Annotated in this window: 23 protein-coding genes and 2 riboswitches; of the genes, 4 read left to right on the top strand and 19 right to left on the bottom strand. The window is 68.7% G+C overall.

The annotated features are described in order from the left end of the window. Positions 1-16 precede the first annotated feature (16 nt). The 9 genes from RV045_RS04155 to RV045_RS04115 all read right to left on the bottom strand — a co-directional run bounded on the left by RV045_RS04155 (position 17) and on the right by RV045_RS04115 (position 9,934). Positions 17-808: an enoyl-CoA hydratase-related protein gene (locus RV045_RS04155; RefSeq protein ID WP_423234511.1), complete on the bottom strand. Its 792-nt coding sequence runs from the start codon at positions 806-808 to the stop codon at positions 17-19. A gap of 6 nt (positions 809-814) precedes the next feature. Then, positions 815-1,582, bottom strand: coding sequence for an ABC transporter ATP-binding protein (locus RV045_RS04150; RefSeq protein ID WP_423234510.1), 768 nt, complete (start codon positions 1,580-1,582; stop codon positions 815-817). Positions 1,583-1,614: 32 nt separating this feature from the next. Next, complete coding sequence (locus tag RV045_RS04145; protein WP_423234509.1) at positions 1,615-2,769, bottom strand: succinylglutamate desuccinylase/aspartoacylase family protein; 1,155 nt, start codon at positions 2,767-2,769, stop codon at positions 1,615-1,617. A gap of 14 nt (positions 2,770-2,783) precedes the next feature. After that, positions 2,784-3,497 (bottom strand): ABC transporter permease, encoded by a 714-nt coding sequence (locus RV045_RS04140; RefSeq protein WP_423234508.1) that lies wholly within the window; start codon positions 3,495-3,497, stop codon positions 2,784-2,786. Further along, complete coding sequence (locus RV045_RS04135) at positions 3,487-4,197, bottom strand: ABC transporter permease (protein WP_423234507.1); 711 nt, start codon at positions 4,195-4,197, stop codon at positions 3,487-3,489. Before RV045_RS04135 ends, RV045_RS04140 begins: the two co-directional genes overlap by 11 nt. 24 nt (positions 4,198-4,221) lie before the next feature. Next, positions 4,222-5,004: an ABC transporter substrate-binding protein gene (locus RV045_RS04130; RefSeq protein WP_423234506.1), complete on the bottom strand. Its 783-nt coding sequence runs from the start codon at positions 5,002-5,004 to the stop codon at positions 4,222-4,224. 97 nt (positions 5,005-5,101) lie between these two features. Next, entirely contained in the window at positions 5,102-6,628 is a 1,527-nt protein-coding gene (locus RV045_RS04125; RefSeq protein ID WP_423234505.1) for a DNA recombination protein RmuC, read from the bottom strand. A gap of 10 nt (positions 6,629-6,638) precedes the next feature. After that, positions 6,639-8,201 carry a Ppx/GppA phosphatase family protein gene (locus RV045_RS04120; protein WP_423234504.1) on the bottom strand — a complete coding sequence of 521 codons (1,563 nt, stop codon included), beginning with the start codon at positions 8,199-8,201 and terminating at the stop codon, positions 6,639-6,641. Between the two features lie 53 nt (positions 8,202-8,254). Further along, entirely contained in the window at positions 8,255-9,934 is a 1,680-nt protein-coding gene (locus RV045_RS04115) for a hypothetical protein (RefSeq protein ID WP_423234503.1), read from the bottom strand. Between the two features lie 178 nt (positions 9,935-10,112). Here RV045_RS04115 and RV045_RS04110 point away from each other — a divergent pair, with 178 nt between their 5' ends. Continuing rightward, positions 10,113-10,655 (top strand): outer membrane beta-barrel protein, encoded by a 543-nt coding sequence (locus RV045_RS04110; RefSeq protein ID WP_423234502.1) that lies wholly within the window; start codon positions 10,113-10,115, stop codon positions 10,653-10,655. A 10-nt stretch (positions 10,656-10,665) separates the two neighbouring features. On the opposite strand, the gene RV045_RS04105 is transcribed toward RV045_RS04110, so the two are convergent. From RV045_RS04105 to serB, 6 genes are all read right to left on the bottom strand, one after another. Continuing rightward, on the bottom strand, positions 10,666-12,126 hold the full coding sequence (locus RV045_RS04105; RefSeq protein WP_423234501.1) for a sensor histidine kinase: 1,461 nt from the start codon (positions 12,124-12,126) through the stop codon (positions 10,666-10,668). 1 nt (position 12,127) lies between these two features. Further along, positions 12,128-12,862 (bottom strand): response regulator transcription factor, encoded by a 735-nt coding sequence (locus tag RV045_RS04100; RefSeq protein ID WP_423234500.1) that lies wholly within the window; start codon positions 12,860-12,862, stop codon positions 12,128-12,130. Positions 12,863-12,869: 7 nt separating this feature from the next. Beyond that, positions 12,870-15,770, bottom strand: coding sequence for an aminomethyl-transferring glycine dehydrogenase (gcvP, locus tag RV045_RS04095; protein WP_423234499.1), 2,901 nt, complete (start codon positions 15,768-15,770; stop codon positions 12,870-12,872). A 5-nt stretch (positions 15,771-15,775) separates the two neighbouring features. After that, positions 15,776-16,150 carry a glycine cleavage system protein GcvH gene (gene gcvH, locus RV045_RS04090; protein ID WP_423234498.1) on the bottom strand — a complete coding sequence of 125 codons (375 nt, stop codon included), beginning with the start codon at positions 16,148-16,150 and terminating at the stop codon, positions 15,776-15,778. Between the two features lie 57 nt (positions 16,151-16,207). Beyond that, positions 16,208-17,326 carry a glycine cleavage system aminomethyltransferase GcvT gene (gene gcvT / locus RV045_RS04085; protein ID WP_423234497.1) on the bottom strand — a complete coding sequence of 373 codons (1,119 nt, stop codon included), beginning with the start codon at positions 17,324-17,326 and terminating at the stop codon, positions 16,208-16,210. 83 nt (positions 17,327-17,409) lie between these two features. Next, positions 17,410-17,536, bottom strand: a riboswitch (glycine riboswitch). Positions 17,537-17,551: 15 nt separating this feature from the next. Next, positions 17,552-17,658: riboswitch (glycine riboswitch) on the bottom strand. A gap of 63 nt (positions 17,659-17,721) precedes the next feature. Next, the gene (gene serB, locus RV045_RS04080; protein ID WP_423234637.1) at positions 17,722-18,459 is read right to left on the bottom strand and encodes a phosphoserine phosphatase SerB; all 738 of its coding nucleotides are present in this window, start codon (positions 18,457-18,459) and stop codon (positions 17,722-17,724) included. A 140-nt stretch (positions 18,460-18,599) separates the two neighbouring features. Here serB and ppa point away from each other — a divergent pair, with 140 nt between their 5' ends. Then, on the top strand, positions 18,600-19,127 hold the full coding sequence (gene ppa / locus RV045_RS04075; RefSeq protein WP_423234496.1) for an inorganic diphosphatase: 528 nt from the start codon (positions 18,600-18,602) through the stop codon (positions 19,125-19,127). An 8-nt stretch (positions 19,128-19,135) separates the two neighbouring features. On the opposite strand, the gene hemW is transcribed toward ppa, so the two are convergent. The 4 genes from hemW to RV045_RS04055 are packed head-to-tail and all read right to left on the bottom strand — an operon-like array spanning position 19,136 to position 23,432. Beyond that, positions 19,136-20,506, bottom strand: a complete 1,371-nt coding sequence (hemW, locus tag RV045_RS04070) for a radical SAM family heme chaperone HemW (protein WP_423234495.1) — start codon at positions 20,504-20,506, stop codon at positions 19,136-19,138. Next, positions 20,503-21,180: a non-canonical purine NTP pyrophosphatase gene (locus tag RV045_RS04065; protein WP_423234494.1), complete on the bottom strand. Its 678-nt coding sequence runs from the start codon at positions 21,178-21,180 to the stop codon at positions 20,503-20,505. The genes hemW and RV045_RS04065 overlap by 4 nt, the downstream gene beginning before the upstream one ends. A gap of 1 nt (position 21,181) precedes the next feature. Next, positions 21,182-21,937 (bottom strand): ribonuclease PH, encoded by a 756-nt coding sequence (rph, locus tag RV045_RS04060; protein WP_423234493.1) that lies wholly within the window; start codon positions 21,935-21,937, stop codon positions 21,182-21,184. Positions 21,938-21,995: 58 nt separating this feature from the next. After that, complete coding sequence (locus RV045_RS04055) at positions 21,996-23,432, bottom strand: FAD-binding oxidoreductase (protein WP_423234492.1); 1,437 nt, start codon at positions 23,430-23,432, stop codon at positions 21,996-21,998. Positions 23,433-23,549: 117 nt separating this feature from the next. Between RV045_RS04055 and lepA the strand changes: the two genes are divergently transcribed. Both lepA and lepB read left to right on the top strand, forming a co-directional pair. Then, complete coding sequence (lepA, locus tag RV045_RS04050; protein WP_423234636.1) at positions 23,550-25,367, top strand: translation elongation factor 4; 1,818 nt, start codon at positions 23,550-23,552, stop codon at positions 25,365-25,367. Further along, positions 25,364-26,066: signal peptidase I (gene lepB, locus RV045_RS04045; RefSeq protein ID WP_423234491.1), on the top strand; the 703-nt coding region annotated here is incomplete at its 3' end. The genes lepA and lepB, both read left to right, overlap by 4 nt.

Genomic DNA, 26,066 nt, shown 5'->3' with positions numbered 1-26,066 from the left:
ATCGGTGAAACCGCCCTCAGGACACCACACGCTGCCAGGCCGCAGGCCGCTTTTCAACAAAGGCTGCAAAGCCCTCGCGGGCCTCGTCTGTGGTGCGTACGCGGGCAATAGTCTGCGCGGCCAGGTCCAGAATGTCCGGAGCCACCGGGCCATCGGGCAGCTGGGCCAGATAGCGCTTGATTTCGGCCTGGGCGTTGGGGCTTTGGGCCAGCAGACGCTCGACCGTGCGGGCCACGGCGGCGTCCAGATCGGCCTCGTCCACCACCTCGTGCAGCAGGCCCAGACCCAGGGCGCCAGCGGCGTCCAGGCTGTCACAGGTCAGCGCCAGGCGCTGCGCCTGGCGGCGGCCAATGGCGTTGACCACATAAGGCCCGATCACGGCGGGCAGGATGCCAAAGCGCGCCTCGCTGACCGCAAAGCGCGCGCGCGTGCTGGCAATGGCGATGTCGGCGGCGCAGACCAGGCCAAATCCGCCGCCCATGGCCGCGCCCTGCACCCGCGCCACCACCGGCTTGCGGCAGGTGGCCAGCGACTGCATCATTGCGGCGAAACGGCGCGCATCCTCCAGATTGGCGTCCTGGCTGTTGGCTGCGGCTCGCTGCATCCAGCCGATGTCGGCGCCTGCGCAGAAGCTTTTCCCCTGCGACGCCAGCACCACCACGCGCACGCCCGCATCGGCGTCAAGATGCGCAAAGGCCTCGTGCAGTTCGCGGATGGTGTCCTCGCTGAAAGCGTTGTGGACCTCGGGCCGCTGGATCGTGACGGTGGCCACGCCCCGGGCATCGGTGCTGAGGTGAAGGTGCTTCATGCTGGCCTACTTGAGCTTGCCCGACAGGAACTGCTGCAGCCGCTCGCTGCTGGGCTGGTTGAGCACCTGACGCGGATCGCCCTGCTCTTCGATCAGGCCCTGGTGCAGGAACACCACGTGGTTGGAGACTTCGCGCGCGAAGGCCATCTCGTGGGTGACGACGATCATGGTGCGGCCCTCCTGCGCCAGCGTCTGCATGACGCGCAGCACCTCGCCGACCAGCTCGGGGTCGAGCGCCGAAGTGGGCTCGTCAAAGAGCATGACCTCAGGCTCCATGGCCAGCGCGCGGGCGATGGCCACGCGCTGCTGCTGGCCGCCCGACATGTGGGCGGGAAAACTTTTCTCGACGCCCGACAGGCCGACCTTGTTGAGGTAATGCCGCGCGCGCTCCACGGCCTGCGCCTTGGGCTGGCGCAGCACCTGCACCGGCGCTTCGATGATGTTCTCCAGCACCGTCATGTGCGACCACAGGTTGAAGTGCTGGAACACCATGGCCAGGCGCGTGCGCAGGCGCTGCAGCTGGGCGCTGTCCTGCGCCTGCAGCATGCCGTCACGGGCCGGGGCCAGGCGCAGCGCCTCGCCCGCGACGCGGATCTGGCCTTTCTGCGGACGCTCCAGCAGGTTGATGCAGCGCAGCAGGGTCGATTTGCCCGAGCCGCTGGAGCCGATCAGGCTGATGACGTCTCCGGCCTGGGCCGTCAGGCTGACGCCACGCAGCACCGGCTTGTCGCCGTAGCTTTTGTGGATGTCCAGGGCCTCTAGTTTGATGCTCATGGGATGCTGATGGGGTGGTGCGCGCGGCCCGGTCAGGCCGTGAGCAGGTAGCCGCTGCGGCGGGGAATGGCGCCCGAGACCTTGCCCAGGTCCATGCCGGTGGTGGCCCAGCGCAGGCCGTGGCGGGCGTAGAGCACACCCCGGTTCTGGCTGACGACCGGGCTGGTCCGGCCGCTGACCGGGTCGATGACTTCGGCCACAACGTCGCCGGGGAAGATCTCGTCGCCGGGCTCTTTCAGGTAGGCCACGACGCCGCCATGGGGGGCGCTCAGGTCTTCGCTGCCCGTCAGCGGCGTGGGCGTGCAGGGCAGTTCGGGCAGCGGCGCTTCATCGCCCACAGCCTGCACCACGCCCAGGTGGACCAGGTAGCGGAAAATGGCGGCGGCGTCCGGCTGCGCCAGCGCGTGGCTGACATCGCACTGGCCGCGCAGCTCGACAGTGGTGCTGGCGCAGCCCTGGGGGATCGGTCGCTGCGCCAGCCAGTCAGCGCCGTAGCGCCCGGACAGTTCGCGCGCCAGCTGCCACCACAGGCCGCTGAGGACTTCGTCAAAACACAGCCCGCCCGAGCCTTCGGCGACCAGCACGGCGCGCGCACCCAGCAGCGCAGCCAGCGGCAGCAACGTGTCCGTGCAGGCGGGTTCGGTGTACAGGTGCATGGCCGCCTGGAAATCGCAGTGCAGATCCAGCACCACATCGGCCGCGTGAGACAGGCGCATCAGCGTGTGGCGCAGGCTTTGCAGCTGGGTCACGGGCGGGTGCGCGTCCAGCCAGCGCGCCACAGCGGCGCGCACGGCCGTGCGGTTGGCGGCTGCATCGGCGCCCAGCGCGGCCAGCAGAGCCTCGTCCTGCGCCAGATCGGGCGCGAACTGCGGGTAGCGGCGGTTGAAGTTCTCACCGCTGGCCAGATCAAAGCGGCCCAGCTGGCTGTGCAGCAATGTCTGCGCCAGGCCCAACGGGTTGGCCATGGGCACCAGCACCACACGGCCGCGCAGTCGCCCGGCGGCTTCGGCGGCGTCCAGCAGACCACGCAGGTGGTGCGCGACCAGCATGCCGGGCAGCTCGTCGGCGTGCAGACTGGCCTGGATGTAGACGGTGGTGGCTGCGTCATCCGGGCCATAGTGCAGGCTGGTCAGCGTGCTGCTCTGGCCGGGCGTGGCGGGGATCAGGGGGTGCTGCTGAATATGCATGGGCGCGGTCGTCTTCAGTGGGTTCGGGCCCGCAGATGGGCCAGAAAGCGGTTCTCCAGCCATTTGAACACGCCCACAAAAGCAAAGGTCAGCAGCAGATAAAACAGCCCGGCCGTGATGAAGGCCTCAAAGGGCAGGTAGAAATCGGAGTACACACTGCGCGCCGCGCCGGTCAGATCCATCACCGCCGGGACGGTGCTGGCCACCGATGTGCCCTGCAGCATCATGATGACTTCGTTGGAATAGGCGGGCAGGCAGCGCCGCATGGCGGACGGCAGCACGATGCGGCGCATGATCTGGCCCCGGCTCATGCCCATGGCGCGCGCGGCCTCGACCTCGCCCGAGGGCGTTTCGCGGATGGCGCTGGCCAGCATCTCGATGGTGTAGGCGCAGGTGTTGAGCGCAAATGCCAGCACCGTGCAGAACACGGCGTTTTTGAAAGGCGCCAGCACTGCCACGGTGTCCCAGTGGTCCTGCACAAACTGGAGCTGGGCGATGCCGTAGTAGATCAGGTAGAGCTGGATCAGCATGGGCGTGCCACGGAACACGTAGGTGTAGAGCCAGATCGGCCCCGACACCCAGCGCTTGCGCGACACACGCAGCACCGCCAGCGGCACCGCCAGAACGCCGCCAAACAGCAGCGACAGAAACAGCAGGAAAAGCGTGTTCCCCAGCCCTTCCAGGAAGAGGGCGCGCACGTCGGGCTGGAGGATGACGTCAAACTCCATCGAAGTGGCTCCGTTTGACGCCCAGATCGTAGCGACGCTCCAGCACGCGCAGACCCAGCAGCGACACGCTGGTGATGACCAGGTAAATCAGGGCGGTGAACAGGAAGAACAGCATGGGCGCGGCCGGAATCTGGTCGCGCGCCGCCGCAGCGGCCTGCTTGGCCAGCAGCGTCATGTCCTGCAGGCCCAGCAGCGAGACCAGCGCCGTCGATTTCAGCAGCACCAGCCAGTTGTTGGTGAAGCTGGCCAGCGCCAGCCGAACCAGCTGCGGGAAGGTGATGCGCACAAACACCTGCCAGGCGCTCAGGCCGTAGGCCATCCCGGCCTCGATCTGCCCGCGCGGAATCGCCAGGATGCCGCCCCGGAAGGTCTCGCACATGTAGGCGCCGTAGATGAAGCCCAGCGTCAGTACGCCGGCCCAGAAGGGGTCGATTTCGACGTAATCGGTGTAGCCGACGGCAGTCAAAGCCGCGTTCAGGCCGATCTGGCCGCCGTAAAAAATCAGCAGCATCAGCACGAGATCCGGGATGCCCCGGATCACCGTGGAATACACGCCCGCCAGCGTGCGCGGCAGCGCCCGGCTGGAGAGCTTGGCCGTCGCCGCGACCAGCCCCAGCAGCACGGCAACCACCGTCGAAGCCACAGCCAGCTCCAGCGTCAGCCAGGCGCCGTGCAGGATGGAGATCAGATAGGCGCCCACCGGATCAGCTCACGACATGAACGCTCAGGCGCCCCAGATGTCGATGTTGACGTACTTGTCAGCAATCTTCTTCCAGGTGCCGTTGGCGCGGATGGTGGTGATGGCTTTGTTCAGCTGGTCGCGCAGCGCGGTGTCCTGCTTGCGCAGTGCCACACCCACGCCCTTGCCAAAGTACTTGCCCGCATCCAGATCGGGGCCGACAAAGCCCCAGCCCTTGCCGTCCGGCGTGGACAGGAAACCGCCCGTGACTTCCACCTTGTCCGCCACGGTGCCGTCCAGACGGCCCGATTTGATGTCCAGATAGACCTGGTCCTGCGCCTCGTAGGGCACCACGACCACGCCGGCGGGCTTGAGCTCGCCCATGGCGTATTTTTCCTGGGTCGAGCCCTTGAGCACGCCAAGGCGCTTGCCTTTCAGATCCGCCGGGATGTTCTTGATGCCGCTGTCCAGCTTGACGACGATGCTGGACGGCGTGTTGTAGTACTTGCTGGTGAAGGCGACGACTTTTTCGCGCTCGGGCGTGATGCTCATCGAGGAGATGATGGCGTCGTACTTGCGCGCCTGCAGGCCAGGGATCATGCTGTCCCAGGCCTGTTCGACGAAGACGCACTTGCGCTTGATCTGTTCGCACAGGGCGCTGGCGATGTCCACGTCAAAGCCGGTCGGCTTGCCGTCGGGCGTCTTGAAGGTGAAGGGCTTGTAGGTCGGGTCGATGGCGACGCGCAGCGTGCCCGCGTCCTGCGCCATGGCGGCGCCCGAAACGGCGACCAGGGCCGAAGCCAGCATCCAGGATTTGATGTTCAGCATGGTTCTCTCCAAGGGGGAGTCAATCACAAGTCGGCCAGTGTAAGGCGTCCGATCCGGCGTCGCCCGCAGCAGCGATCAGGGAAAACCCGAAAACCCCTCATGCGGGTGGCGGCGCGGGCGAGTCCAAAGGCAGCTCTGGCAAGCCCTCGCCCGGCTCGGTATCGCCCGTCCAGGCCAGGGTTTTGCTCGGGCGCACCCCCAGGTTTTTCAAAAGTTCGGCCTGACGCAGCACGTTGCCGCGCCCCTGCTCCAGCTTGCTGCGCGCCGCCGTCCAGGCCACTTGCGCCTGATCCAGACGCTCGCCCACGCGGGCCAGGTCGTCCACGAAACCGGCCAGCTTGTCGTAGAACTCGGCGCCGCGCCGGGCGACCTCCTGCGCGTTGCGGCTCTGCGCCTCCTGGCGCCACAGGTGGGCCACGGTGCGCACGACAAACAGCAGCGTGGAGGGGCTGACCAGCAGCACATTGCGCTCCCAGGCGTCCATGAACAGGGCCTCATCCTGCGTTACCGCCATCATGAAAGCGGGCTCGATGGGCACGAACATCAGCACGCAATCCAGCGAAGCCAGGCCGTACAGCGTCTGATACTTCTTGTCCGACAGCCCCCGGATGTGGCTGCGCACCGAATCCAGGTGAGCACGCAGGGCGTTGGCGCGGGCGGTGTCGGTTTCGGCGCTGGTGCAGGCCTCGTAGCCCAGCAGCGACACTTTGGCATCCACGACCAAGTGACGGTCGCCCGGCAGGTGGATGACCACGTCGGGCTGGACACGGCTGCCGTCTTCGCGGGTGTGGCTCTCCTGCACGGTGTACTCGAAGCCTTTGCGCAGACCGGCCGATTCCAGCACGCGCTCCAGCAGCAGCTCGCCCCAGTTGCCCTGGGTTTTGCTCGAACCCTTCAGCGCGCGGGTCAGGTTTTGCGCGTCGCTGCTCAGCGTCTGGTTGAGCGCCGCGAGCTGCTTCACCTGCTCGGTCAGGGCAAAGCGGTCGCGCCCTTCTTTCTCGTAGACCTCTTCGACCTTGCCTTTGAAGTCGGCGAGCTGCTGGCGCAGCGGGTCCAGCAGCTGGCCCAGACCTTCGCGGTTCTGCTCGGAAAAGCGCTGCGATTTTTCTTCGAGGATCTGGTTGGCCAGCACGCGGAACTGGTCCCCCAGCTCCTGGCGCGCCTGCTGCAGCTGGGCCAGTTTTTCGGCGTGGCCGCTGCGCTCCAGCTCCAGCGTGCGGCGCAGCACGGCGACCTCGCTGTTGGTGGCGGCCAGCGCGGCTTCGGTGTCGTCCAGCGTGGTTTCCAGCGGTGCAACCCGGGCGGCGCGCTCGCGGGCGGCGGCCAGCTCGTCGCGGGCGGTATCCAGGCCGTCACGCCAGGCGTCGGCCTGCGCGGCCAGTTCGTCCCAGCGCCGCTGCAGCGCGTCCTGCGCCTGTTGCAGCCCGGAAGCCCGCTCGCGCCACTGCGCCAGTTCGGCCTGCAGCGGCGCCACGGCCTGCGCCAGGCGCGCGGCCTCCTGGGCGCGCCAGCGCGGCGCCAGCAGCAGCGCAACCAAAACCGCCCCCAGCACCGCGCCCAGCAGTACAAGCCCGATGCCGCCCAGCAGCAACACCCCCAGCGGGCCGCTCCAGATGGCGTTCACAGCGCCCTCATCAATCGACGATCTGCAGCTTCCAGCCGCCCGCCAGCCTGTCCCACTCCTGGCTTTCCTGGCGCAGCAGGTGCAGGGTCTGCGGGTGGTGCAGCGCCCATTTCTTCGCGACTTTCAGGGAGAAATTCTGGCCATCCTGCGCCAGCTTGACGCCGGGGCGGCTGCCGTCGGGCGCGTCCAGGCGGGCGTTGCACAGGATGACCGCCAGGCGCAGGCACAGGCACTGGATGCGAAAGCCCGGGTGAGCCAGATCGTCGCTGATCTTGCGCAAGCGCCCGCGCTGCCCCAGCGTGAGCTGCGCCAGGCGCCGCTGCTGGCTTTGCGAAAAACCCGGCGCGTCGCTGTGCGCCAGAACGTAAGCGGTGTGGCGGTGATGATCGTGGTGCGACACCGTCATCCCCACCTCGTGCAGCGCGGCGGCCCAGCCCAGTTCGCGGTGCTCTTCGTGCGGCAGACGCGCCACCTGAAGCTGCAGCGCCAGCGCCTGCTCGCCCACGCGCCGGGCCTGCGCCAGATCGACGTGGTAGCGCGCCTGCAGCGCGGTCACCGTCTGGTCGCGCACGTCCAGCACCGGCAGCGGTGCGGCGTCGGTGGCGCCTTCGCGGGTTTTCTGGCGGGCGGCGTACAGCGCCTGGCTTTGCAGACGGTCGTGCAGATCAACAATCACGCCCTGGCGCAGCGCGCCGCGCGCGGGCACGATGCGCTCGATGCGGAACAGCGTCATCAGGGTCTGAAGAATCGACAGGCCCCCGGCGATCACCGGCGCACGGTCGGGCTTGATGCCCAGCGCGGGCAGCGCATCGACGTGCCCAGCCTTGACGCACTGGCGGATGCACCAGCGCAGGCCTTCGGCGGTGATGACCCCGTCGCTGACGCCGCGCGTGGCCAGGAACTGCGCCACCGCGCCCGCCGTGCCCGACGAGCCCAGCACCTCGGTCCAGCGGCTGGGATCAAAAGGCACCAGCGCCTCCTGCAGCGCGGCCCCTGCGGCGACCCCGGCCTTTTCAAACGCCGATTCGGTCAGCTCGCCACGCCCAAAATAAGCCATGGACAGGCTGACGCTGCCCAGCTGGAAGGATTCGGCGGCGAGCTGCTCGCGGCCCTGACCCAGCACCATTTCGGTGGAACGTCCGCCAATGTCGATCACCAGCCGTGCGCTCTCGGACGGCTGCAGGAAGGACACGCCGCAGTAGATCAGCCGCGCTTCTTCGCGCCCCGGAATGACCTCGATGGGAAAGCCCAGCGCCTTCTGCCCTTCGCGCAGGAAGTCGTCTCGGTTGCGCGCCTCGCGCAGCGTCTGCGTGGCCACAGCGCGCACGCGCTCGGGACGAAACTTGCGGATTTTGGCGCCAAAGCGCGCCAGGCAATCCAGCCCGCGCTGGGCCGCTTCACCCGTCAGCAGGCCGCGCTCGTCCAGCCCGGCGCCCAAGCGGACGCTCTCTTTTTCGTAGGCGATGCGCTCGTACTGCCCGTCCTGGATGCGGCCGATTTCGTAGCGGAAACTGTTGGAGCCCATGTCCACCGCCACAAGCGGCATCTGGTGGGGGGGGAGCAGCTGGACCATATCGGGCTCGCAATGGGTGGATGAGGCAGTGGGCAGGATTGTAGGGCGGCGTCTCAAAAACTCAGCCGCCGGTACAGGATCATGGTGTCAGCGCGGCTGGTCGGGCGGGTGATCTGGCCCGTCGCGGCCCAGCCGGGCAAAGCAGGCGCGGCGCCCCGGCTGGGGTTGGGCACCAGGCGCCAGACCGGCTGGCCACTGACGCCCGAATCACAGGTGTGCAGCGGGTTGCGCCGCAACTGCCAGCCCGGGCGGCCATAGACCTGCAATGCCGCCTGTGCGTCGCTGGACAGCAGCCCCACTTCCAGGCACGCTGGCCCGGTGATCTGCGCGCGGACCAGCTCGGCCCAGGGGCGCGGGCTGCGGCCGTAATCGAGCACGGGCAGCCACAAGCTCATCAGCATCAGCCAGCAGGCGCCCACGCCACCCGCCGGCAGAACCATGCTTTTCCACAGTGCCGGGCGGTGACGCCCCGTGCGCCAGACGACCAGCGCGCCCCAGACCAGCGTCACCGCCCCGCCCAGAACCAGCGCCCAGGCCTGAAACGGCACGTCGTAATCGCTGGAGAGGCGGTCGATGTTGGCCGCGATGGGCGCGGGCCAGCCCAGGTGCATGGCGCTGTAAATCACCCAGATGGCCAGCGCCGCCACGCTGAAAAAGCAGACCGAGAACCAGTCCACCAGCGCCGTCAGGCCGCGCGGCACGGCAGGCAGCGACCAGGCGGCCAGCAGCGCCAGACCCGGCAGGGCCAGCAGCAGCGCATGCTGGTCGCCCGCCATGGCCAGGCACTGCGCCAGCGCCCAGGCCGACAGCACCAGCGGCACGCTGACGTGGCGGTGCAGCACAAAAGCGCGCCAGCGCCACAGCGTGACCAGCGCCATCGGCAGCGTCGGCCAGGTGAACCAGATCAGCAGCTTGAGCAGATCCGTCCCGCTGGACGACCAGCGCACGCGCCAGGCCCAGGCCCCGGTGAGCCCCGCCACCGCCAGCACCGGCACCAGCAGCAGTGCAACAGGAAGCAGCAGACGGCGCACCGCCGCATGGCTGGAGCGCGCCGCGATGGCCAGCGCGCCCAGCATCAGCGCCACCGCACTGACCGGCGCGCCGCTGGCGGCCAGGATCAGGCCAGATCCCCCCAGTGCCCCCAGCGCCAGGCCGCGCTGCGTGGGTGCCCGCGCCAGGCCGTACATCCACAGCGTGACGGCCAGCAGCTGCAGCAGCTGCGGTGTCACCTCGTGGCCGAGCTGCAGCAGGCCCAGTGTAGCGACCAGCGCCAGCAGCGCGCTGTCGGCCATGGCGCGGGCGTAGTCAATGCGCCCCGCCTCGCCGCCCAAGGCAAAGCGCTGGGGCTGGGCCGCGTCCTCGCGCGCCAGATGGTAGGCGGAGTACCACAGCAGCGCCATCATGGCGCCCATCACCGCGATAAAGGGCAGGCGCACCCAGATCCAGGGCGATAGCGCAGGCGCCAGCCACTCGCCGACATGGATGAAAGCGGCACCCAGCGCATAGGGCAGCCAGCCGCCCTCGATGGGCGCGCCCAGCAACTGCGGCTGCCAGTGGCCACTGCGGACCATGTCGAGCATCGCGGCGTAAGCGTCGATGTCGGCGGCGCGCCAGGGGTCGCGTCCCCAGAAGCCGCTGACCACGTAAAGCGCGCACAGCAGCCACAGCGCCCAGCGCGGCAGGGGCAGGACATCGCGCTGCAGCGCAAGGGCAGGACTGTTGTTCGAAGACATGGCGGGTGATTATGCCCGTGCCGCAGCGGGCGACCGGCGGGCAGCGACGTTGCAGCGCGGCAACAGCCAGAGCGTTAGCCGGAGTCTGTGTGCAGAAAATCGCCCCACCCAAAAAACGGTCAGCCCACAATCTGACCTGTTTGCCTTTGCCCTTCACCGAGTCCACCCAGGAAACGCCATGAAAAAATTCATCCTCACCGCCGCTCTGACCGTCACTGCCGCAGCCGCCCACGCGCAGGCCCAGCCGCAGCCCTACGCCGAAATCAACACCACCATCGCCCGCCTCAAGCCCGAAGGCGCCGGCTTCTCGGGCACCGGCTCGGCGACGCTGCTGCGCGCCACGCTGGGCTACGAATTCGATCCCACCTGGGCCGCTGAAGGCATGCTGGGCTTTGGCGTGAAAAACGGCTCGGTCAGCTACACCGACACCACAGGCACCACCTCGGTCGATGCCAAGGTCAACAAGATGTACGGGATTTACCTCAAGCCCCGCATCCTGCTGACCGAGGGCCTGGAAGGCTACGCCCGCCTGGGCTACACCAAGGTGGACATCACCGCCAAGGCGAGCGACGGCACGCAGGCGCGCGGCACCAGCGGCAGCTTCTCCTACGGCCTGGGGCTGGGCTACAGCATCAACCCGCAGCTTTACGTCAACGCCGACTACATGCGCTACGCCAAAGACCTGCAGGGCTTCTCCGGCGGCCTGGGCATGAAGTTCTGAACCTGCGGCTTTAAACCGGCGGCGTCTGCCCTGCCCCGATGCGGGGCAGGCGCAGCGCCACCGACAGGCCGCGCGGCACCAGACTGCGCAGATGCAAACCGCCGCCATGCTGTCCGGCGATCTCGCTGGCGATGGGCAGGCCCAGGCCGCAGCCCTCGCCGCCATCCTGCAGCCGCGTGAAGCGCTGCAGCACCGCACCGTGCTGATCCGGCGGGATGCCGGGTCCGTCGTCTTCCACCTGTAGCAGCAGCCAGCCGGGGTCTTCGCCCGGGCTGACCCGCGTCGTCACCGTGCTGCCCGGGCCCGCGTACTGCAGGGCGTTGTCGATCAGGTTGGCCACGGCCTCGCCCAGCAGCCAGCGCTGGCTCCAGACTTCGGCGTCTGGCGGTGAGGCGGCCTCGTCAAAACCCAAATCTACGCCCAGCGCCATGGCGCGCGGCACCCACTGCGCGGTGATGTCGGCCATGAGTGCCGATGCGGTCACGCGCTCGGTCAGCTCCAGCGGCTGCGTGGGGTCGGCGCGCGCCAGGCTGAGCAGCTGGGTGACCAGGTGGGCGCTGCGCCGGGCGCTCTGCATGACGCGCTCCAGCCGCGCCTTGAGCGGTGGATCGCTGGCGTGCGCCCAAGCCAGCTCGGTCTGGCTTTTCAGCCCAGCCAGCGGCGTGCGCAGCTGGTGCGCGGCGTCGCTGATGAAGCGCTTCTGGTGTTGCACCTGGCGCTGGACCTGGTCCAGCAGATCGTTCACCGCCTGGACCAGGCCCTGGACCTCGTGCGGCGCCTCGCGGATATCCAGCGGGCGCATGTCGCCCGGGTGGCGCCGCGCCAGCGCAGCCTGCAGGCGGTCCAGCGGACGCAGACCGCGCCGGATGCCCCAGCCCACGCCCAGCGTCATGAGCAGCATCACGCCCGACAGCGGCAGTGCTGTGTCCAGCAGGATCTGGCTGGCCATGGCCTGGCGGCCCGCGCTGCGCCGCGCCACCTGCACCAGCAGCGACTGCGGCGCACTGCCCCCGTCCTGCGAGCGCAGCAGCAGCGCCACCACGCGCACCGGGTGAGCCTGACGCCCTTCGCGCACCGCCAGACTGCCGCTGTACAGCAGCGGGTGTCCGGGCGCCAGCGGCAGCACCGCCGGGGGCGGCGGCAGGCGGTCGTTGCCCAGCAGGAAGCTGCCGGGCGGCGAGCTGACCATGTAGTACAGCCGATCGCCGGGATCGGCCTCCAGGATGTCCTGCGCCGCACGGGGAAAATCGACCAGGAAACCCGATCCGCTGGGCTTGACCTGGCGCGCCAGCGCCCGCGCCGACTGGATCAGCCCGGCGTCGGTGGCGGCGTTGGCGTAGCGCGTGGCGAGCTGGTAGGTGAAGACCGCCGCGACCGACCACAGCACCAGCTGCGGCAGAACCAGCCACAGCAGCAGCTGCAGGCGCAGCGAGCCGCGACCCGGCCACAGCCGCTGCAGCAGGTGGCGCATGTCAGGCGCCCGCCTGATCCAGCAGGTAGCCCAGACCGCGCACGGTGCGGATGCTGAGCCGCGAGCCCTCCAGCTTGCGCCGCAGGCGGTGGATGTAGACCTCGATCACGTTGGTCTGCACCCCGCTGGCGGCGGCGGTGTCTTCGCGCTCGTCAGAGCGATCGTCGGGGCGTTCATCGCCCTCCCAGGCCTCGTGGATGCTGTCCTTGCGCACCACCTGCTGCGCGTGGCGCATCAGCAGCAGCAGCAGCGTCCACTCGCGCGGGCTGAGATCCAGCATGATCCCCGCCAGCGTGGCGCGCCGCCCGGGCACGTCGATGAGCAGATCGGCCAGCTGCAGGCGCTCCAGACGCGGCGCCTGGCGGCGCAGCAGCGCCTGCAGGCGGGCGTGCAGTTCGGGGAAGTCAAAGGGCTTGCACAGGTAATCGTCGGCCCCGGCGTTGAGCCCGGCGACACGGTCGTCCAGCCCGTCGCGCGCGGTCAGGATCAGGATGGGCAGCGTCACGCCCTGGGCTCGGGCCTGGCGCAGAACGTCCAGGCCCCCAAGGCCCGGCAGGCCCTGGTCGAGTACCACCAGCGACAGCGCCCCGCCGCCGCGTCCGTCGGCCAGCAACAGCTCCAGCGCCTGGGCGCCATCGCCGCAGGCGCGCACGCGGTAGCCCGCCCGCTCCAGCTGGGCCGACAGCGCGTCGGCCAGCAGGGCGTCGTCTTCGACCAGCAGGACGGCCGGGGTCACCGCCGCCTCAGACGTAGTCGGAGAGCGGCGGACAGCTGCACTGCAGATTGCGGTCGCCGTAAACATTGTCCACGCGACCGACCGGCGGCCAGTAGCGCGTCTGTCGCAGGCTGTCCAGCGGATAGGCCGCGACCTCACGCGGGTAGGCGCGCGACCACTCGCCCAGCAGCACCTGCGCCGTGTGCGGCGCGTGAACCAGCGGGTTGTCGTCGCGCGGCCAGGCGCCGGCCAGCACCTGTTCGATCTCGGCCCGGATGGCGATCATGGCGGCGCAGAAGCGGTCCAGTTCGGCCAGATCCTCGCTTTCTGTGGGCTCGATCATCAGGGTGCCGGGCACCGGAAAGCTGAGCGTGGGCGCGTGGAAACCGTAATCGATCAGGCGCTTGGCGATGTCCTCGGCCGAAATGCCGCTGCGCTCCTTGAGCGGACGCACGTCGATGATGCACTCGTGCGCCACGCCGCCGCCGTTCACGCCCGGCAGTTGGCCGTTGTAAAGCACCGGGTAGTGCGGTGCCAGCCGCGCCGCGACGTAGTTGGCGTTCAGGATGGCCGTTTCGGTCGCGGCCTGCAGGCCGTCGGCGCCCATCATGCGCATATACATCCACGAAATCGGCAGCACGCCCGCATTGCCCAGCGGCGCCGCGCTGACTGCGCCCACGCGGGGGCTGTCTGCGGGCGTGTCGGTGATGTCGCGCGGCAGGAAGGGGACCAGGTCCTCAACCACCGCCACCGGCCCCACGCCCGGACCGCCGCCACCGTGCGGGATGCAGAAGGTCTTGTGCAGGTTGAGGTGGCTGACATCGCCGCCAAAAGCGCCCGGCGCGGCCAGGCCGACCAGCGCGTTCATGTTGGCGCCGTCCACGTAAACGCGGCCGCCGTAGCGGTGGACCATGTCGCACAGGCCGGTGATGCCATGCTCGAACACGCCGTGGGTGGACGGATACGTCACCATCACGCAGGCCAGGCGGTCGGCGTACTGCTGGCATTTGGCCTCCAGGTCGGCCAGATCGACGTTGCCCTGCTCGTCGCAGCGCGTCACCACCACCGTCATCCCGGCCATCTGCGCCGAAGCCGGATTGGTGCCGTGCGCCGAAGCCGGGATCAGGCAGATGGTGCGCTGGCTGTCGCCGCGCGAAGCGTGCCAGGCGGCAATCACCAGCAGACCCGCGTACTCGCCCTGCGAACCTGCATTGGGCTGCAGGCTGACGCCCGCGTAGCCCGTGGCCTGGCACAGCCATTCGCCCAGCTGCTCGGCCAGCACGGCGTAGCCCTGGCGCTGGTCGGCAGGCGCGTAGGGGTGGATCTGTGCGAACTCCGGCCAGGTGATGGGCACCATTTCGCTGGTGGCGTTGAGCTTCATGGTGCAGCTGCCCAGCGGGATCATGCTGCGGTCCAGCGCCAGATCCTTGTCGGACAGACGGCGCAGGTAGCGCAGCATGGCGGTTTCGCTGTGGTACTGGCTGAAGACCGGATGCTGCAGCGGCGCCGTGGTGCGCGACAGCGCCTGCGGCCAGCGCGTCTGCGGCGTGAGCGTGCCCCAGTGGATGCCCAGCGCGTCGCTGGAGATGGCCCCCGCCGCGCGGAACACAGCCAGCAGCGCGTCCACGCGCTCGCGCGTGCAGGTCTCGTCCAGCGACAGGCCCACGGTCGTGGCGTCAATGGCGCGCAGGTTGATGCGTGCGGCGCGTGCGGCAGCGTGCACGGCGTCGGCATCCGGCACCGTGAGGGTCAGCGTGTCGAAAAAGTCGGTGTGGCGCAGTGCCAGCCCGGCCGCCGCCAGGGCGTCGGCCAGCGCCGCAGTGTAGGCCGCCACCCGGCGCGCGATGCGGGTCAGGCCGACCGGGCCGTGGTAGCAGGCGTACAGGCTGGCCAGCACGGCGGGCAGCACCTGCGCGGTGCAGATGTTGGACGTGGCTTTTTCGCGGCGGATGTGCTGTTCGCGCGTCTGCAGCGCCAGGCGCAGCGCGGGCTGGCCGCTGGCATCCACGCTGACGCCCACCAGGCGCCCGGGCATGGAGCGCTTGTGCGCATCCTGGCAGGCCAGATAGGCGGCGTGCGGGCCGCCATTGGCCATGGGCAGGCCAAAGCGCTGGGTGCTGCCCACGGCAATGTCGGCGCCCATCTCGCCAGGCGATTTCAGCAGCGCCAGCGCCAGCAGGTCGGCGGCCACCACCACCAGCCCGCCCTGGGCGCGGAAGGCGGCGATGGCCGGGGCCAGGTCGCGCACCGCGCCGTTCACGCCCGGGTATTGCAGCAGCAGGCCAAAGCCCTCGGCAGGCGGCGCGCCATCGGCGTCAAAGGTGCTGACGGTGATGCCCAGCGGCGCGGCGCGTGTGTGCAGCACGGCCAGCGTCTGGGGCAGCACGTCGTCGGCCACCTGGAAGACGGTGGATTTGGATTTGCCCACGCGCAGCGCCAGCGTCATGGCTTCGGCAGCGGCGGTGGCTTCGTCCAGCATCGAGGCGTTGGCGATGGCCATGCCGGTCAGGTCGCAGACCATGGTCTGGAAATTGAGCAGCGCTTCCAGCCGCCCCTGCGAAATCTCGGCCTGATACGGCGTGTAGGCCGTGTACCAGGCGGGGTTTTCCAGCACATTGCGCTGGATCACACCCGGCATGTGCGCGCCGTAGTAGCCCATGCCGATGTGGCTGTCCATCACCTGGTTGTGGCTGGCGATGTGGCGCAGCTCGTCCAGCGCGGCGGTTTCGCTGCAGGCGGCGGGCAGCTGCATGGGCTGGCTGCGACGGATGGCGCCCGGGACGATGCGCGCGACCAGGTCGGCGCGGCTGGGCACGCCGACGGCGTCCAGCAGGCGGGCTTCTTCGGCGGCGTCCGGCCCGAGGTGGCGGTGCGCAAACGCGCCCGCGTCTTCCAGTTCGGCCAGCAGGCTGTTGGCGGCAGGGCTCATGGACATCACCCCTCGATCAGCGCGGCGTAGGCTTCGGCCGTCATCAGGCCATCGAGCTGGCTGGCGTCGGAGGGCTGCACGCGAAAGAACCAGCCCTCGCCCAGCGGCGAGCTGTTGACGGTCGAGGGTTCGGCGGTCAGCGTGTCGTTGACGGCAGTGACGGTGCCGTCCAGCGGCATGTAGACATCGGCTGCGGCCTTGACCGATTCGACCACGCCTGCGGCGTCTTTCTGCGCGTAGTGGCGGCCGACTTCGGGCAGCTCGACAAACACCACGTCGCCCAGCGTGTCCTGCGCGTGTTCGGTGATGCCCACGGTGACGCTGCCGTCATCGTTGATCTGGACCCATTCGTGGTCTTCGGTGTAGAGAATTTTGCTCATGGTGGGGCTCCGGGTGGTCAGCAGGAAAGAATGAGTGTGAAAGGATGACAGCGGCGCTCAGCGCACGTAACGCTGCGGCACGAAGGGCATGGCCACAACCTGCATGGGTACGGCCTTGCCGCGCACCAGCGCGTGGACGGTGCTGCCGATGGCGGCGTGTTCGGGCGGCAGATAGGCCATGGCGATGGGACGATCCAGATCCGGCGAGAGCAGGCCGCTGCAGACTTCGCCCAGCGGCGTGCCATCCGGCGCCTGCAGCGCGGTGTGCTCGCGCACAGGGATGCGCTCCTGCGCGATCAGGCCGACGCGTTTGCGCGTGAGCGGGCGGCGGCCATCCAGCTGGCCCAGCACAACGTCGGCGCCGGGGAATCCGCCTGCACGCTCTCCGCCGCTGCGGCGCACTTTCTGGATCGACCAGTTCAGCGCGGCCTCGATGGGCGTGGTGGATTCGTCCAGATCGTTGCCATACAGGCACAGACCCGCCTCCAGGCGCAGCGAGTTGCGTGCGCCCAGGCCCGCCGGTTTGACTTCGGGCTGGGCCAGCAGCGCGCGGGCCAGCGCTTCGGTCTGCGCGGCGGGCACGGAAATCTCGAAGCCGTCCTCGCCGGTGTAGCCGCTGCGCGTCACATACAGATCAGCGCCCTGCCAGGTGCAGGCCAGGCCGCTCATGAACACCAGCTTTTCGACGCCGGGCAGCACGCGCGCCAGCGCCGTCACCGCTTGCGGACCCTGCAGCGCCAGCAGGCCGCGATCGGGCAAGGGCTCGACGGTGCACTGATCGCCAATGCCCGCCTGGATGTGGGCGATGTCCGCCACCTTGCAGGCGCCGTTGACGATGATGAACAGGTCGTCCGCACGGCGCACAAACATCAGGTCATCCCGGATGCCGCCCGCGTCGTTCAGCAGCAGGCCGTAGCGCTGTTTATCAACGCCCAGCCCCAGCACGTCCATGGGGATCAGGGTTTCGAGAGCGCGGTCAGCGCCTTCGCCCACCAGGCGCAGCTGGCCCATGTGCGAGACATCAAACAGGCTGGCCGCGCTGCGCGTGTGCTGGTGTTCGGCCATCAGCCCGGCCGGGTACTGCACCGGCATGGCGTAACCGGCGAAAGGCACAAGGCGGGCCCCCAGCTCCTGGTGCAGGGCGTAAAGGGGCGTATGAAGAAGATCAGGACTCATGGACAGGCTCCGGCAGCAGACGGGACAGTGTAGAAACGAAACATCGGCCCCGCACTGCGGTGCGCGCGGCCGATCGGCTCCATCCTGTCCCCACCGTCCCTGGACCTGAGAGATTGGCCCGCCAGCCCCACGGCCAGCCGGTTTGCCCCTTCGGTGGGCGTGCTGCGACGGACAGGTCCGCGCAGCGCGCCACTCTCCAGTGAGGAGCCCCACCCCTTGCGAAGCAGGACTTGGCCAGTCCCGGATACCTGAGCGTTGCGGTGGCCCGCAAGCCCCCTGCGCCTTCGGTGACGGATGCGGCGTGCGCGTCCGTGCTCTCCTGGCCGAAGCGCCAGTGTAGCGCAGGGGTGGGAAGAATTTTCAGGCCCGAGTTTGAGGGCCGTGCGCCCCAGGCCTCACAGCTGGAACCAGTCCAGCACGTCGTCCATGGGACCAACGACCAGGCTGAGATCGGCCTGCGCGGCGACCAGCGGTTTGGCGTGAAAGGCCAGCGACAGCCCCGCCGCCCCCATCATGGGCAGATCGTTCGCGCCATCGCCCACGGCCAGGGTGTCGGCGGGATCAATGTCCAGCAGGCTGCACAGCTCCAGCAGGGTGCGGCGCTTTTCGGCCCCGTCGCAGATGTCGCCCCAGGCCTGCGGCACCAGGCCGCCGGTGAGCACGCCGTCCGACACTTCCAGCTGGTTGGCGCGGGCGTAGCCCATGCCCAGGCGCTCGCGCACCGCCCGGCTGAAAAAGGTGAAGCCGCCCGACACCAGCAGTGTCGCCACGCCGTGCGCGTGCAGTGCGGCCAGGAACATCTCCACCCCCGGGTTGATCTGCAGGCGCTGCGCCAGCACATCGGCCAGTGCGCTTTCGGGCACGCCGCGCAAAAGCGCCACCCGGCGGCGCAGGCTCTCGCGGAAATCGGTGATCTCGCCGCGCATCGAGGCCTCGGTGATGGCCGCGACCTCGGCCTTGCGCCCGGCGGCGTCGGCGATCTCGTCGATGCACTCGATGTTGATCAGCGTCGAATCCATGTCGAACGCCGCCAGGCGCACGCGCGACAGCGGCCAGCGCGCCAGGCCGCGCCGCACGCGCAGGCCGGGGGTGAAGTCGTCGTAGGCGCTGGGATCGGGGGCGTGCTGGCTCATGGTGGACTCGCAATCGGGAGGAATCATGGGTCAAGGATCAGGGCGCGATGTTACAGGCTGCCGTCAGGCCGGGGTGTCACAGTGGCAGCGCTTAGAATTATTGCGATTCCGCACTTTCTTTACCGACACAAGGACCGTCCATGAGCCTCAACCAGGTCACCCCCGGCAGCAAAACCCCCGACGAATTCAACGTGGTCATCGAAATTTCGATGAACGGCGCGCCCATCAAGTTCGAAGTGGACAAGGACAGCGGCGCGCTGTTCGTGGACCGCTTCATGGCCACGCCCATGCACTACCCGGTCAACTACGGCTACATCCCGAACACCCTGTCCGACGACGGCGATCCGGTCGATGTTCTGGTGATGACGCCCATCCCCCTGCCGCCGGGCGTGGCCGTGACCTGCCGTCCGCTGGGCATCCTGCACATGGACGACGAAGCCGGTGGCGACGCCAAACTGCTGGCCGTGCCCACGAAAAAAATCCTGCCGCTCTACGCCGATCTCGAAACGCTGGACGATGTCAGCGACGTGATCAAGAACCAGATCGTTCACTTCTTTGAGCACTACAAGGATCTGGAAAAAGGCAAGTGGGTCAAGGTCAAGGGCTGGGGCGGCGTGGACGAGGCCAAGCAGGAAGTCGTCAGCGGCCTGGCGAACGCGAAGAAGTAAGCCAGCCCTCAGGGCAGAAACAGCTCCTGCGCGTCGCTCAGGAAATCAAAGCCGCGCGGCGTGGTCACCCACTGGCGCGGCGGGAAGGGGCTGTCGGGCACCCAGCCGCGCGCGGCGGCCTTGCGCCAGGCGGTGGCCAGGTGGGCGGGCGGCAGGCCCGTGCGCTCGGCCCAGAGCGCATGCGGCACGCCGTCTTTCAGGCGCAGGGCGTTGAGCATGAACTCGAAAGGCAGATGCTGCGGCGCGACCTCGTCCTGGCTGGACACCGCGCGCCCGGCCAGCGCCTGCGTCATGTACTGCTGGGGCTCGCGCCAGCGCGTCTGGCGCCAGATGCGGTGGGCAAAACTGAGCTTGCTGTGCGCGCCTGCGCCCAAGCCCAGATAGTCACCAAAGGCCCAGTAGTTCAGGTTGTGCGTGCAGCGCAGGGCCTCGCTGCGGGCGAAGGCCGAAACCTCGTAGCGGCCCAGCCCGGCGCGGGCGGTGCGCGCCAGGATCAGGTCGAGCATGTCGCTGGCGAGGTCCGCGTCTGGCAGGCCTTCGGGCGGCTGGCTGAAAAAGCGGGTGTTGCGCTCGAGCGTCAGGTGGTAGAGCGACAGGTGCGGCGGCTGCAGCGCCAGCACGGCGTCCACATCGCGGGCCAGGTCCGCCAGCTCCTGACCGGGCAGGGCGTACATCAGATCAATATTGAAGCGCTCGAAGTGGCGCTGCGCCTCGGCCACTGCGGCGCGGGCCTGCGCGGCGTCGTGCACGCGGCCCAGGGCGCGCAGGTGCGTGTCATTGAGCGACTGCACGCCGATGGAGAGCCGGTTGATGCCCGCCTGCGCGTAGGCGGCGTAGCGTCCGGATTCGAAGGTGCCGGGATTGGCCTCCAGCGTGATCTCGGCCTCGGGCGCCAGCGGCAGGCGGGCGCGCACGGCGGAGAGCAGGTCGGCCAGCGTCTGCGGCTGGAACAGGCTGGGTGTGCCGCCGCCCAGAAACACGCTGATCACCGGGCGACCCCAGACCAGCGGCAGTGCGGCGTCCAGATCGGCGATCAGGGCGCGGACGTAATCGGCCTCCAGCCCAGGCGGCAGGTGGCCGTCGTCGCCCAAGCCAGCGCGCTCGTGCGAGTTGAAATCGCAGTAGGGGCACTTGCGCAGGCACCACGGCAGGTGAATATAAAGGGACAGCGGGGGCGGCCCGGGCAGGCTCAGGGGGCCGTCACCCAGAAAGTCGGCCAGAGGATGATCGGGCGGCACGGCCGTGGCGGCGTAGCGGCTGGCTGGTGCAGTGCCAGGAGCGCCCGGAGAACCAGAAAAGCGGCCCACCTCGGGCACCAGCGGAATCACCCGGCGCCGGGCAGCCGGATCGGGCAGGCCGTCGGCGTCGCTGGGTCTCATGCGCCTGCGTCACCCAGGGCCCAGCGCGCGCGCATCAGCGCCAGCAGGGCGCGGCCAGCCACGCCCCGGTGGCCCAGGCGCTGCTTGTCTACCGCCGACAGCTGCGCGACGCTGCAGCCGGGCTCGTCCAGCCACATCAGCGGGTCGTAGCCGAAACCGCCGTCCCCCGCAGGCTGCAGCGCGATGCGGCCCGGCCAGTCGCCGGTCGCGACCAGCGGTTCAGGGTCGTCCGGGTGGCGAACGGCGACCAGGGTGCAGACGAAGCGGGCGCGGCGCTGTTGCGGCGCCGTCTGCCCGGCCAGCGCAGCCAGCAGATGGGCGTTGTTGGCGGCGTCCTGGCGGGCGCGGCGTGATTCGCGGGCGCCGTCCGCATCGGTGTCGGCCAGCGGCGCATACCGCGCCGACCACACGCCGGGCGCGCCGCCCAGAGCGTCCACGCACAGGCCGGAATCGTCAGCCAGCGCGGGCAGCCCAGCCAGGCGGCTGGCGTGGCGCGCCTTGTGCAGGGCGTTTTCGATGAAGGTGGCGTAGGGCTCGTCGGGCTCGGGCACGGCCAGCGCGCCCTGGGGCAGCAGGCGCAGGCCCAGCGGCGCGAAGAGATCGCCCAGCTCCGCCAGCTTTTTGGCGTTGTTGGACGCCAGGACCAGATCGCGCAAGGCGTTGTCCATGGCCATGTCAGGCCCCGGCGCCGAGATCGAGCAGGCGCTGCGCGGGCTGCTCCAGGGCCTGGCGCTGCTCGGCGTGCAGGCGGGCGATGCCGTCGCTGGCCAGCTGCAGCAGGCGGTCCAGCTCGGCGCGGCTGAAGGGCGCGCCTTCGGCCGTGCCCTGCACCTCGACAAAGCCGCCTGCGCTGGTCATGACCACGTTCAGGTCGCAGTCGCAGCCCGAATCTTCGGGATAGTCCAGATCGAGCAGCGGCTCGCCCTGAAAGACGCCGACCGACACCGCTGCGACCTGCGCGCGGAGCGGTTCGCCCGCGATCAGGCCGCGCTCTTTCAGGCCACGCACCGCGTCGGCCAGCGCCACCCAGGCGCCGGTGATGCTGGCGGTGCGCGTGCCACCGTCGGCCTGCAGGACGTCGCAGTCGATGTGTATCGTGCGCTCGCCCAGGGCCGTCAAATCAACCACCGCGCGCAGCGAGCGGCCGATCAGGCGCTGGATCTCCTGGGTGCGGCCACTCTGTTTGCCGCGCGCGGCCTCGCGGTCCGAGCGCGTGTGCGTCGAGCGCGGCAGCATGCCGTATTCGGCGGTGACCCAGCCCTCGCCCTTGCCTTTCTGGTGCGGCGGCACCTTATCGAGCACCGACGCCGTACACAGCACCTGGGTGTCGCCAAAAGCGCACAGCACCGAGCCTTCGGCGTGGCGCGTGACCCCGCGCTGGATGCGGATGGGGCGAAGCTGGTCGGCGGGGCGCTGGTGCAGTCGGGTCATGGCGGAGTCCTTGAAAAGTTCAGGGCGCTGAGCTTACACCGCTTGCACCGGCCATCCCTCAAACCACCTTCCCCGGATTCATGATGTTCTTCGGGTCGATGGCGGCTTTGATGGCGCGCATCAGCGCCACGCCCGCCTCACCGGCTTCCTGGCGCAGGAAATCGCGCTTGTGCAGCCCGATGCCGTGCTCGCCGGTGCAGGTGCCTGAAGCCGCGATGGCGCGCTCGACCACGCCCCGGTTAAGCGCTTCGGCGCGGGCGATTTCATCCGCGTCGTGCGGATCGACCAGGTAGCCCATGTGGAAGTTGCCGTCGCCCACGTGTCCCACCAGGAAATAGGGCTGACCCGCCGCGTCGGCTTCGTCCACCGCCGCCTGCACCGCTTCGGCCAGGCGGCTGATGGGCACGCAGACATCGGTGGTGATGACACGGCAGCCCGGGCGTGACTGCACGCCCGCAAAGTAGGCGTTGTGCCGCGCCGCCCACAAACGGGAGCGCTCTTCGGGGCGCGTGGCCCAGTCAAATCCCAGCCCGCCCAGGTCTTCGGCGATGCCCTGCACCGCCTGCGCCTGCTCGGCCACGCTGGCGGGCGAGCCGTGGAATTCCATCAGCAGCAGGTCTTTCTGCGGCAGCGTCAGCCCGGCGTGGCGGTTGACCCGCCCAACGGTGGCCGCGTCCAGCAGTTCAACGCGCGCAATCGGAATCCCGGCCTGGATGATGGCCGTGGTGCACTGCACGGCCTGCAGCACGCTGGGGAAGGCGCAGACTGCCGCACTGACCGCCTCGGGCAGCGGGTGCAGGCGCACGGTCACTTCGGTGATGACGCCCAGTGTGCCTTCGCTGCCCACCATCAGCCGCGTCAGGTCGTAGCCCGCACTGCTTTTGCGCGCCCGCGTGCCGGTGCGGATGACCTCGCCGCCGGGCAGCACCACCTGCAGCGCCAGCACGTTCTCGCGCAGGGTGCCGTAGCGCACGGCGTTGGTGCCGCTGGCGCGGGTCGCCGCCATGCCGCCGATGGACGCGTCCGCACCCGGATCAATCGGGAAGAACAGCCCCGTGCCGCCCAGCGCAGCGTTAAGCTGCTTGCGCGTCAGGCCCGGGCCCACGGTGGCGGTCATGTCCTCGGTGTGGATGGCGTGGACGGCGTTGAGCGCGTTCACATCCAGGCTGACACCGCCCTGCACCGCCAGCACGTGGCCTTCCAGCGACGAACCGGCCGCGAAGGGAATCACCGGCACGCCGAACTCCTGCGCCCAGGCCAGCACGGCGCTGACATCTTCGACCGACTGCGCCATCACCACCGCGTCGGGCGGCGGGACATCGACAAACGGCGATTCGTCGCGGCCGTGCTGCTCGCGCACCGCCTGCGACCAGACACAGCGCTCACCCAGACGCCGGGCCAGTTCCTGCGCGGCGCCTTCGGGCCAGGTTTCGGGCAAAGTGGAGGGGCTGCAAGGCGGGACAGAAAGAAGCGTTTCGTGAGGGCGCATGGTCATCTGGGACTAGGCAGCGAAAACCCGATGGTGGAGATTGCCGACAACGGCGTCAAGCCCCCGCAAAGCCGTGCCAACAGGCGCCAGCGCACCAGTACAATCGCGCTTTTACTGGCGCCCATGAAAAACATCCGCAACTTTTCCATCATCGCCCACATCGACCACGGCAAGTCGACGCTGGCCGACCGCCTCATTCAGCGCTGCGGCGGCCTGTCCGACCGCGAAATGGAAGCGCAGGTGCTCGATTCCATGGACATCGAGCGCGAGCGCGGCATCACCATCAAGGCCCAGACGGCCGCGCTGTCCTACACCGCGCGCGACGGCCAGGTCTACAACCTCAACCTGATCGACACGCCTGGACACGTCGACTTCAGCTACGAAGTCAGCCGCAGCCTGTCGGCCTGCGAAGGCGCGCTGCTGGTGGTGGACGCCAGCCAAGGCGTTGAGGCGCAGACCGTGGCCAACTGCTACACCGCGCTCGAACTGGGCGTGGAAGTGCTGCCCGTGCTGAACAAAATGGATCTGCCTCAGGCCGATCCGGACAACGCCAAGCTGGAAATCGAGGACGTGATCGGCATCGACGCCAGCGACGCCATCCCCTGCTCGGCCAAGACCGGCATGGGCATCGACGAGATCCTGGAGCTGGTCGTCACGCGCATGCCGCCTCCCAAGGGCGATCCCAGCCCCGACACGCCGCCGCGCGCCATGATCATCGATTCGTGGTTCGACACCTACGTCGGCGTGGTCATGCTGGTGCGCGTGGTCGATGGCGTGCTGCGCAAGGGCGACCGCATCCGCATGATGGCCAGCGCCTCGGTGCACGTCGCCGAGCACCTGGGCGTGTTCACGCCCAAATCGGTGGACCGGCCGGAGCTGAAGGCCGGCGAGGTCGGCTTCATCATCGCCGGCATCAAGGAGCTGCACGCGGCCAAGGTGGGCGACACCATCACGCTGGACAAGAAGCTGCCCAACAACGCGGGCCCCGCCACCGAGGCGCTGCCGGGCTTCAAGGAAATCCAGCCGCAGGTGTTCGCGGGGCTGTACCCGACCGAGGCCAGCGAGTACGACCAGCTGCGCGACGCGCTGGAAAAGCTCAAACTCAACGACGCGGCGCTGCGCTTCGAGCCCGAAGTCAGCCAGGCGCTGGGTTTTGGCTTCCGCTGCGGTTTCCTGGGCCTGCTGCACATGGAAATCGTCCAGGAGCGCCTGGAGCGCGAGTTCGACCAGGACCTGATCACCACCGCGCCCAGCGTGGTCTACGAGGTGGAAATGGGCGACGGCACGGTGCTGGAGGTCGAAAACCCCAGCAAGATGCCCGAGGCCAGCCGCATCCAGGAAATCCGCGAGCCCATCGTCACCGTGCACCTGTATATGCCGCAGGATTACGTCGGCTCGGTCATGACGCTGGCCAACCAGAAGCGCGGCGTGCAGATGAACATGGCCTACCACGGCCGCCAGGTCATGCTGACCTACGAAATGCCGCTGGCCGAGATCGTGCTGGATTTCTTCGACAAGCTCAAGAGCGTGTCGCGCGGCTACGCCAGCATGGATTACGAGTTCCTGGAATACCGCGGCTCGGACGTGGTCAAGGTGGACATGCTGATCAACGGCGACCGCATCGACGCGCTCAGCCTGATCGTTCACCGCACGCAAAGCCAGTACCGCGCCCGCCAGGTGGCGTCCAAAATGCGCGAGATCATCCCGCGCCAGCAGTACGATGTGGCCATTCAGGCGGCCATTGGAGGCAACATCATCGCCCGCGAGAACATCAAGGCCCTGCGCAAAAACGTGCTGGCCAAGTGTTATGGCGGTGACATTTCGCGCAAGCGCAAGCTGCTGGAAAAGCAGAAAGCCGGCAAAAAGCGCATGAAACAGATTGGTTCGGTCGAGGTGCCCCAGGAGGCTTTCCTCGCCATCTTGCAGGTGGAAGACGCATGAGCATCCTGACCGCAGCGCTGATGGGCGCGCTGGCCCTTTACCTCGGCGGCTGGTACGCCGGGCTCTGGCTGGGCAATTTCGCCGCCCTGCTCATGCTGCTGACTGTCGTCACCGGCGTGTTCTGGGGCCTGGAAAAGCTGCGCTTTCGCCCGCAGCGCGTGGCCGCCGTCGCCCAGCTGGACCGCGAAATGCAGGAGCGTCAGCAGTCGCTGGAAGCACGCGGCATTGTTCACGACGCCGCCGACAGCCACGGCGCGGCGCGCCAGAAACTGCTCATGCAACCCTGGTGGCTGGACTGGACGGCGGGGCTGTTCCCGGTGATTCTGGCGGTCTTCATCCTGCGCTCTTTCCTGTTCGAGCCCTTCAAGATTCCGTCGGGCTCGATGATTCCCACGCTGGCCATTGGCGATCTGATCCTGGTCAACAAATACGAGTACGGCCTGCGCCTGCCGGTGTTCAACACCAAGCTGTGGGCCAACAAAGAGCCCGCGCGCGGCGACGTCATCGTGTTCCGCTACCCGGAAGACCCCAGCGTCGATTACATCAAGCGCGTCATCGGCCTGCCGGGCGACACGGTCGATTACACCAGCCAGCGCCTGACCCTGAACGGCCAGCTCGTGCCAGTGACTTCGCTGGGTCAGTACCTCAACCCCGAAACGCTCAGCGACATGCCGGTTTTCGAGGAAGACCTGCCCGGCG

It is taken from the genome of Amphibiibacter pelophylacis (assembly GCF_037688875.1).
In the GTDB taxonomy this organism is placed as follows: Bacteria; Pseudomonadota; Gammaproteobacteria; order Burkholderiales; family Burkholderiaceae_C; genus Amphibiibacter; species Amphibiibacter pelophylacis.
Note: the sequence above shows the minus strand (reverse complement) of the source record. Positions and strands in the feature narration are given on the sequence as shown.

What these genes read in the sequence shown, in the direction of transcription:
- RV045_RS04155 (WP_423234511.1), bottom strand. Translation starts at nt 808, where the DNA reads ATGAAGCACCTTCACCTCAGCACCGATGCCCGGGGCGTGGCCACCGTC.
- RV045_RS04150 (WP_423234510.1), bottom strand. Translation starts at nt 1,582, where the DNA reads ATGAGCATCAAACTAGAGGCCCTGGACATCCACAAAAGCTACGGCGAC.
- RV045_RS04145 (WP_423234509.1), bottom strand. Translation starts at nt 2,769, where the DNA reads ATGCATATTCAGCAGCACCCCCTGATCCCCGCCACGCCCGGCCAGAGC.
- RV045_RS04140 (WP_423234508.1), bottom strand. Translation starts at nt 3,497, where the DNA reads ATGGAGTTTGACGTCATCCTCCAGCCCGACGTGCGCGCCCTCTTCCTG.
- RV045_RS04130 (WP_423234506.1), bottom strand. Translation starts at nt 5,004, where the DNA reads ATGCTGAACATCAAATCCTGGATGCTGGCTTCGGCCCTGGTCGCCGTT.
- RV045_RS04120 (WP_423234504.1), bottom strand. Translation starts at nt 8,201, where the DNA reads ATGGTCCAGCTGCTCCCCCCCCACCAGATGCCGCTTGTGGCGGTGGAC.
- RV045_RS04115 (WP_423234503.1), bottom strand. Translation starts at nt 9,934, where the DNA reads ATGTCTTCGAACAACAGTCCTGCCCTTGCGCTGCAGCGCGATGTCCTG.
- RV045_RS04110 (WP_423234502.1), top strand. Translation starts at nt 10,113, where the DNA reads ATGAAAAAATTCATCCTCACCGCCGCTCTGACCGTCACTGCCGCAGCC.
- RV045_RS04105 (WP_423234501.1), bottom strand. Translation starts at nt 12,126, where the DNA reads ATGCGCCACCTGCTGCAGCGGCTGTGGCCGGGTCGCGGCTCGCTGCGC.
- gcvP (WP_423234499.1), bottom strand. Translation starts at nt 15,770, where the DNA reads ATGAGCCCTGCCGCCAACAGCCTGCTGGCCGAACTGGAAGACGCGGGC.
- gcvH (WP_423234498.1), bottom strand. Translation starts at nt 16,150, where the DNA reads ATGAGCAAAATTCTCTACACCGAAGACCACGAATGGGTCCAGATCAAC.
- gcvT (WP_423234497.1), bottom strand. Translation starts at nt 17,326, where the DNA reads ATGAGTCCTGATCTTCTTCATACGCCCCTTTACGCCCTGCACCAGGAG.
- serB (WP_423234637.1), bottom strand. Translation starts at nt 18,459, where the DNA reads ATGAGCCAGCACGCCCCCGATCCCAGCGCCTACGACGACTTCACCCCC.
- ppa (WP_423234496.1), top strand. Translation starts at nt 18,600, where the DNA reads ATGAGCCTCAACCAGGTCACCCCCGGCAGCAAAACCCCCGACGAATTC.
- hemW (WP_423234495.1), bottom strand. Translation starts at nt 20,506, where the DNA reads ATGAGACCCAGCGACGCCGACGGCCTGCCCGATCCGGCTGCCCGGCGC.
- RV045_RS04065 (WP_423234494.1), bottom strand. Translation starts at nt 21,180, where the DNA reads ATGGCCATGGACAACGCCTTGCGCGATCTGGTCCTGGCGTCCAACAAC.
- rph (WP_423234493.1), bottom strand. Translation starts at nt 21,937, where the DNA reads ATGACCCGACTGCACCAGCGCCCCGCCGACCAGCTTCGCCCCATCCGC.
- RV045_RS04055 (WP_423234492.1), bottom strand. Translation starts at nt 23,432, where the DNA reads ATGACCATGCGCCCTCACGAAACGCTTCTTTCTGTCCCGCCTTGCAGC.
- lepA (WP_423234636.1), top strand. Translation starts at nt 23,550, where the DNA reads ATGAAAAACATCCGCAACTTTTCCATCATCGCCCACATCGACCACGGC.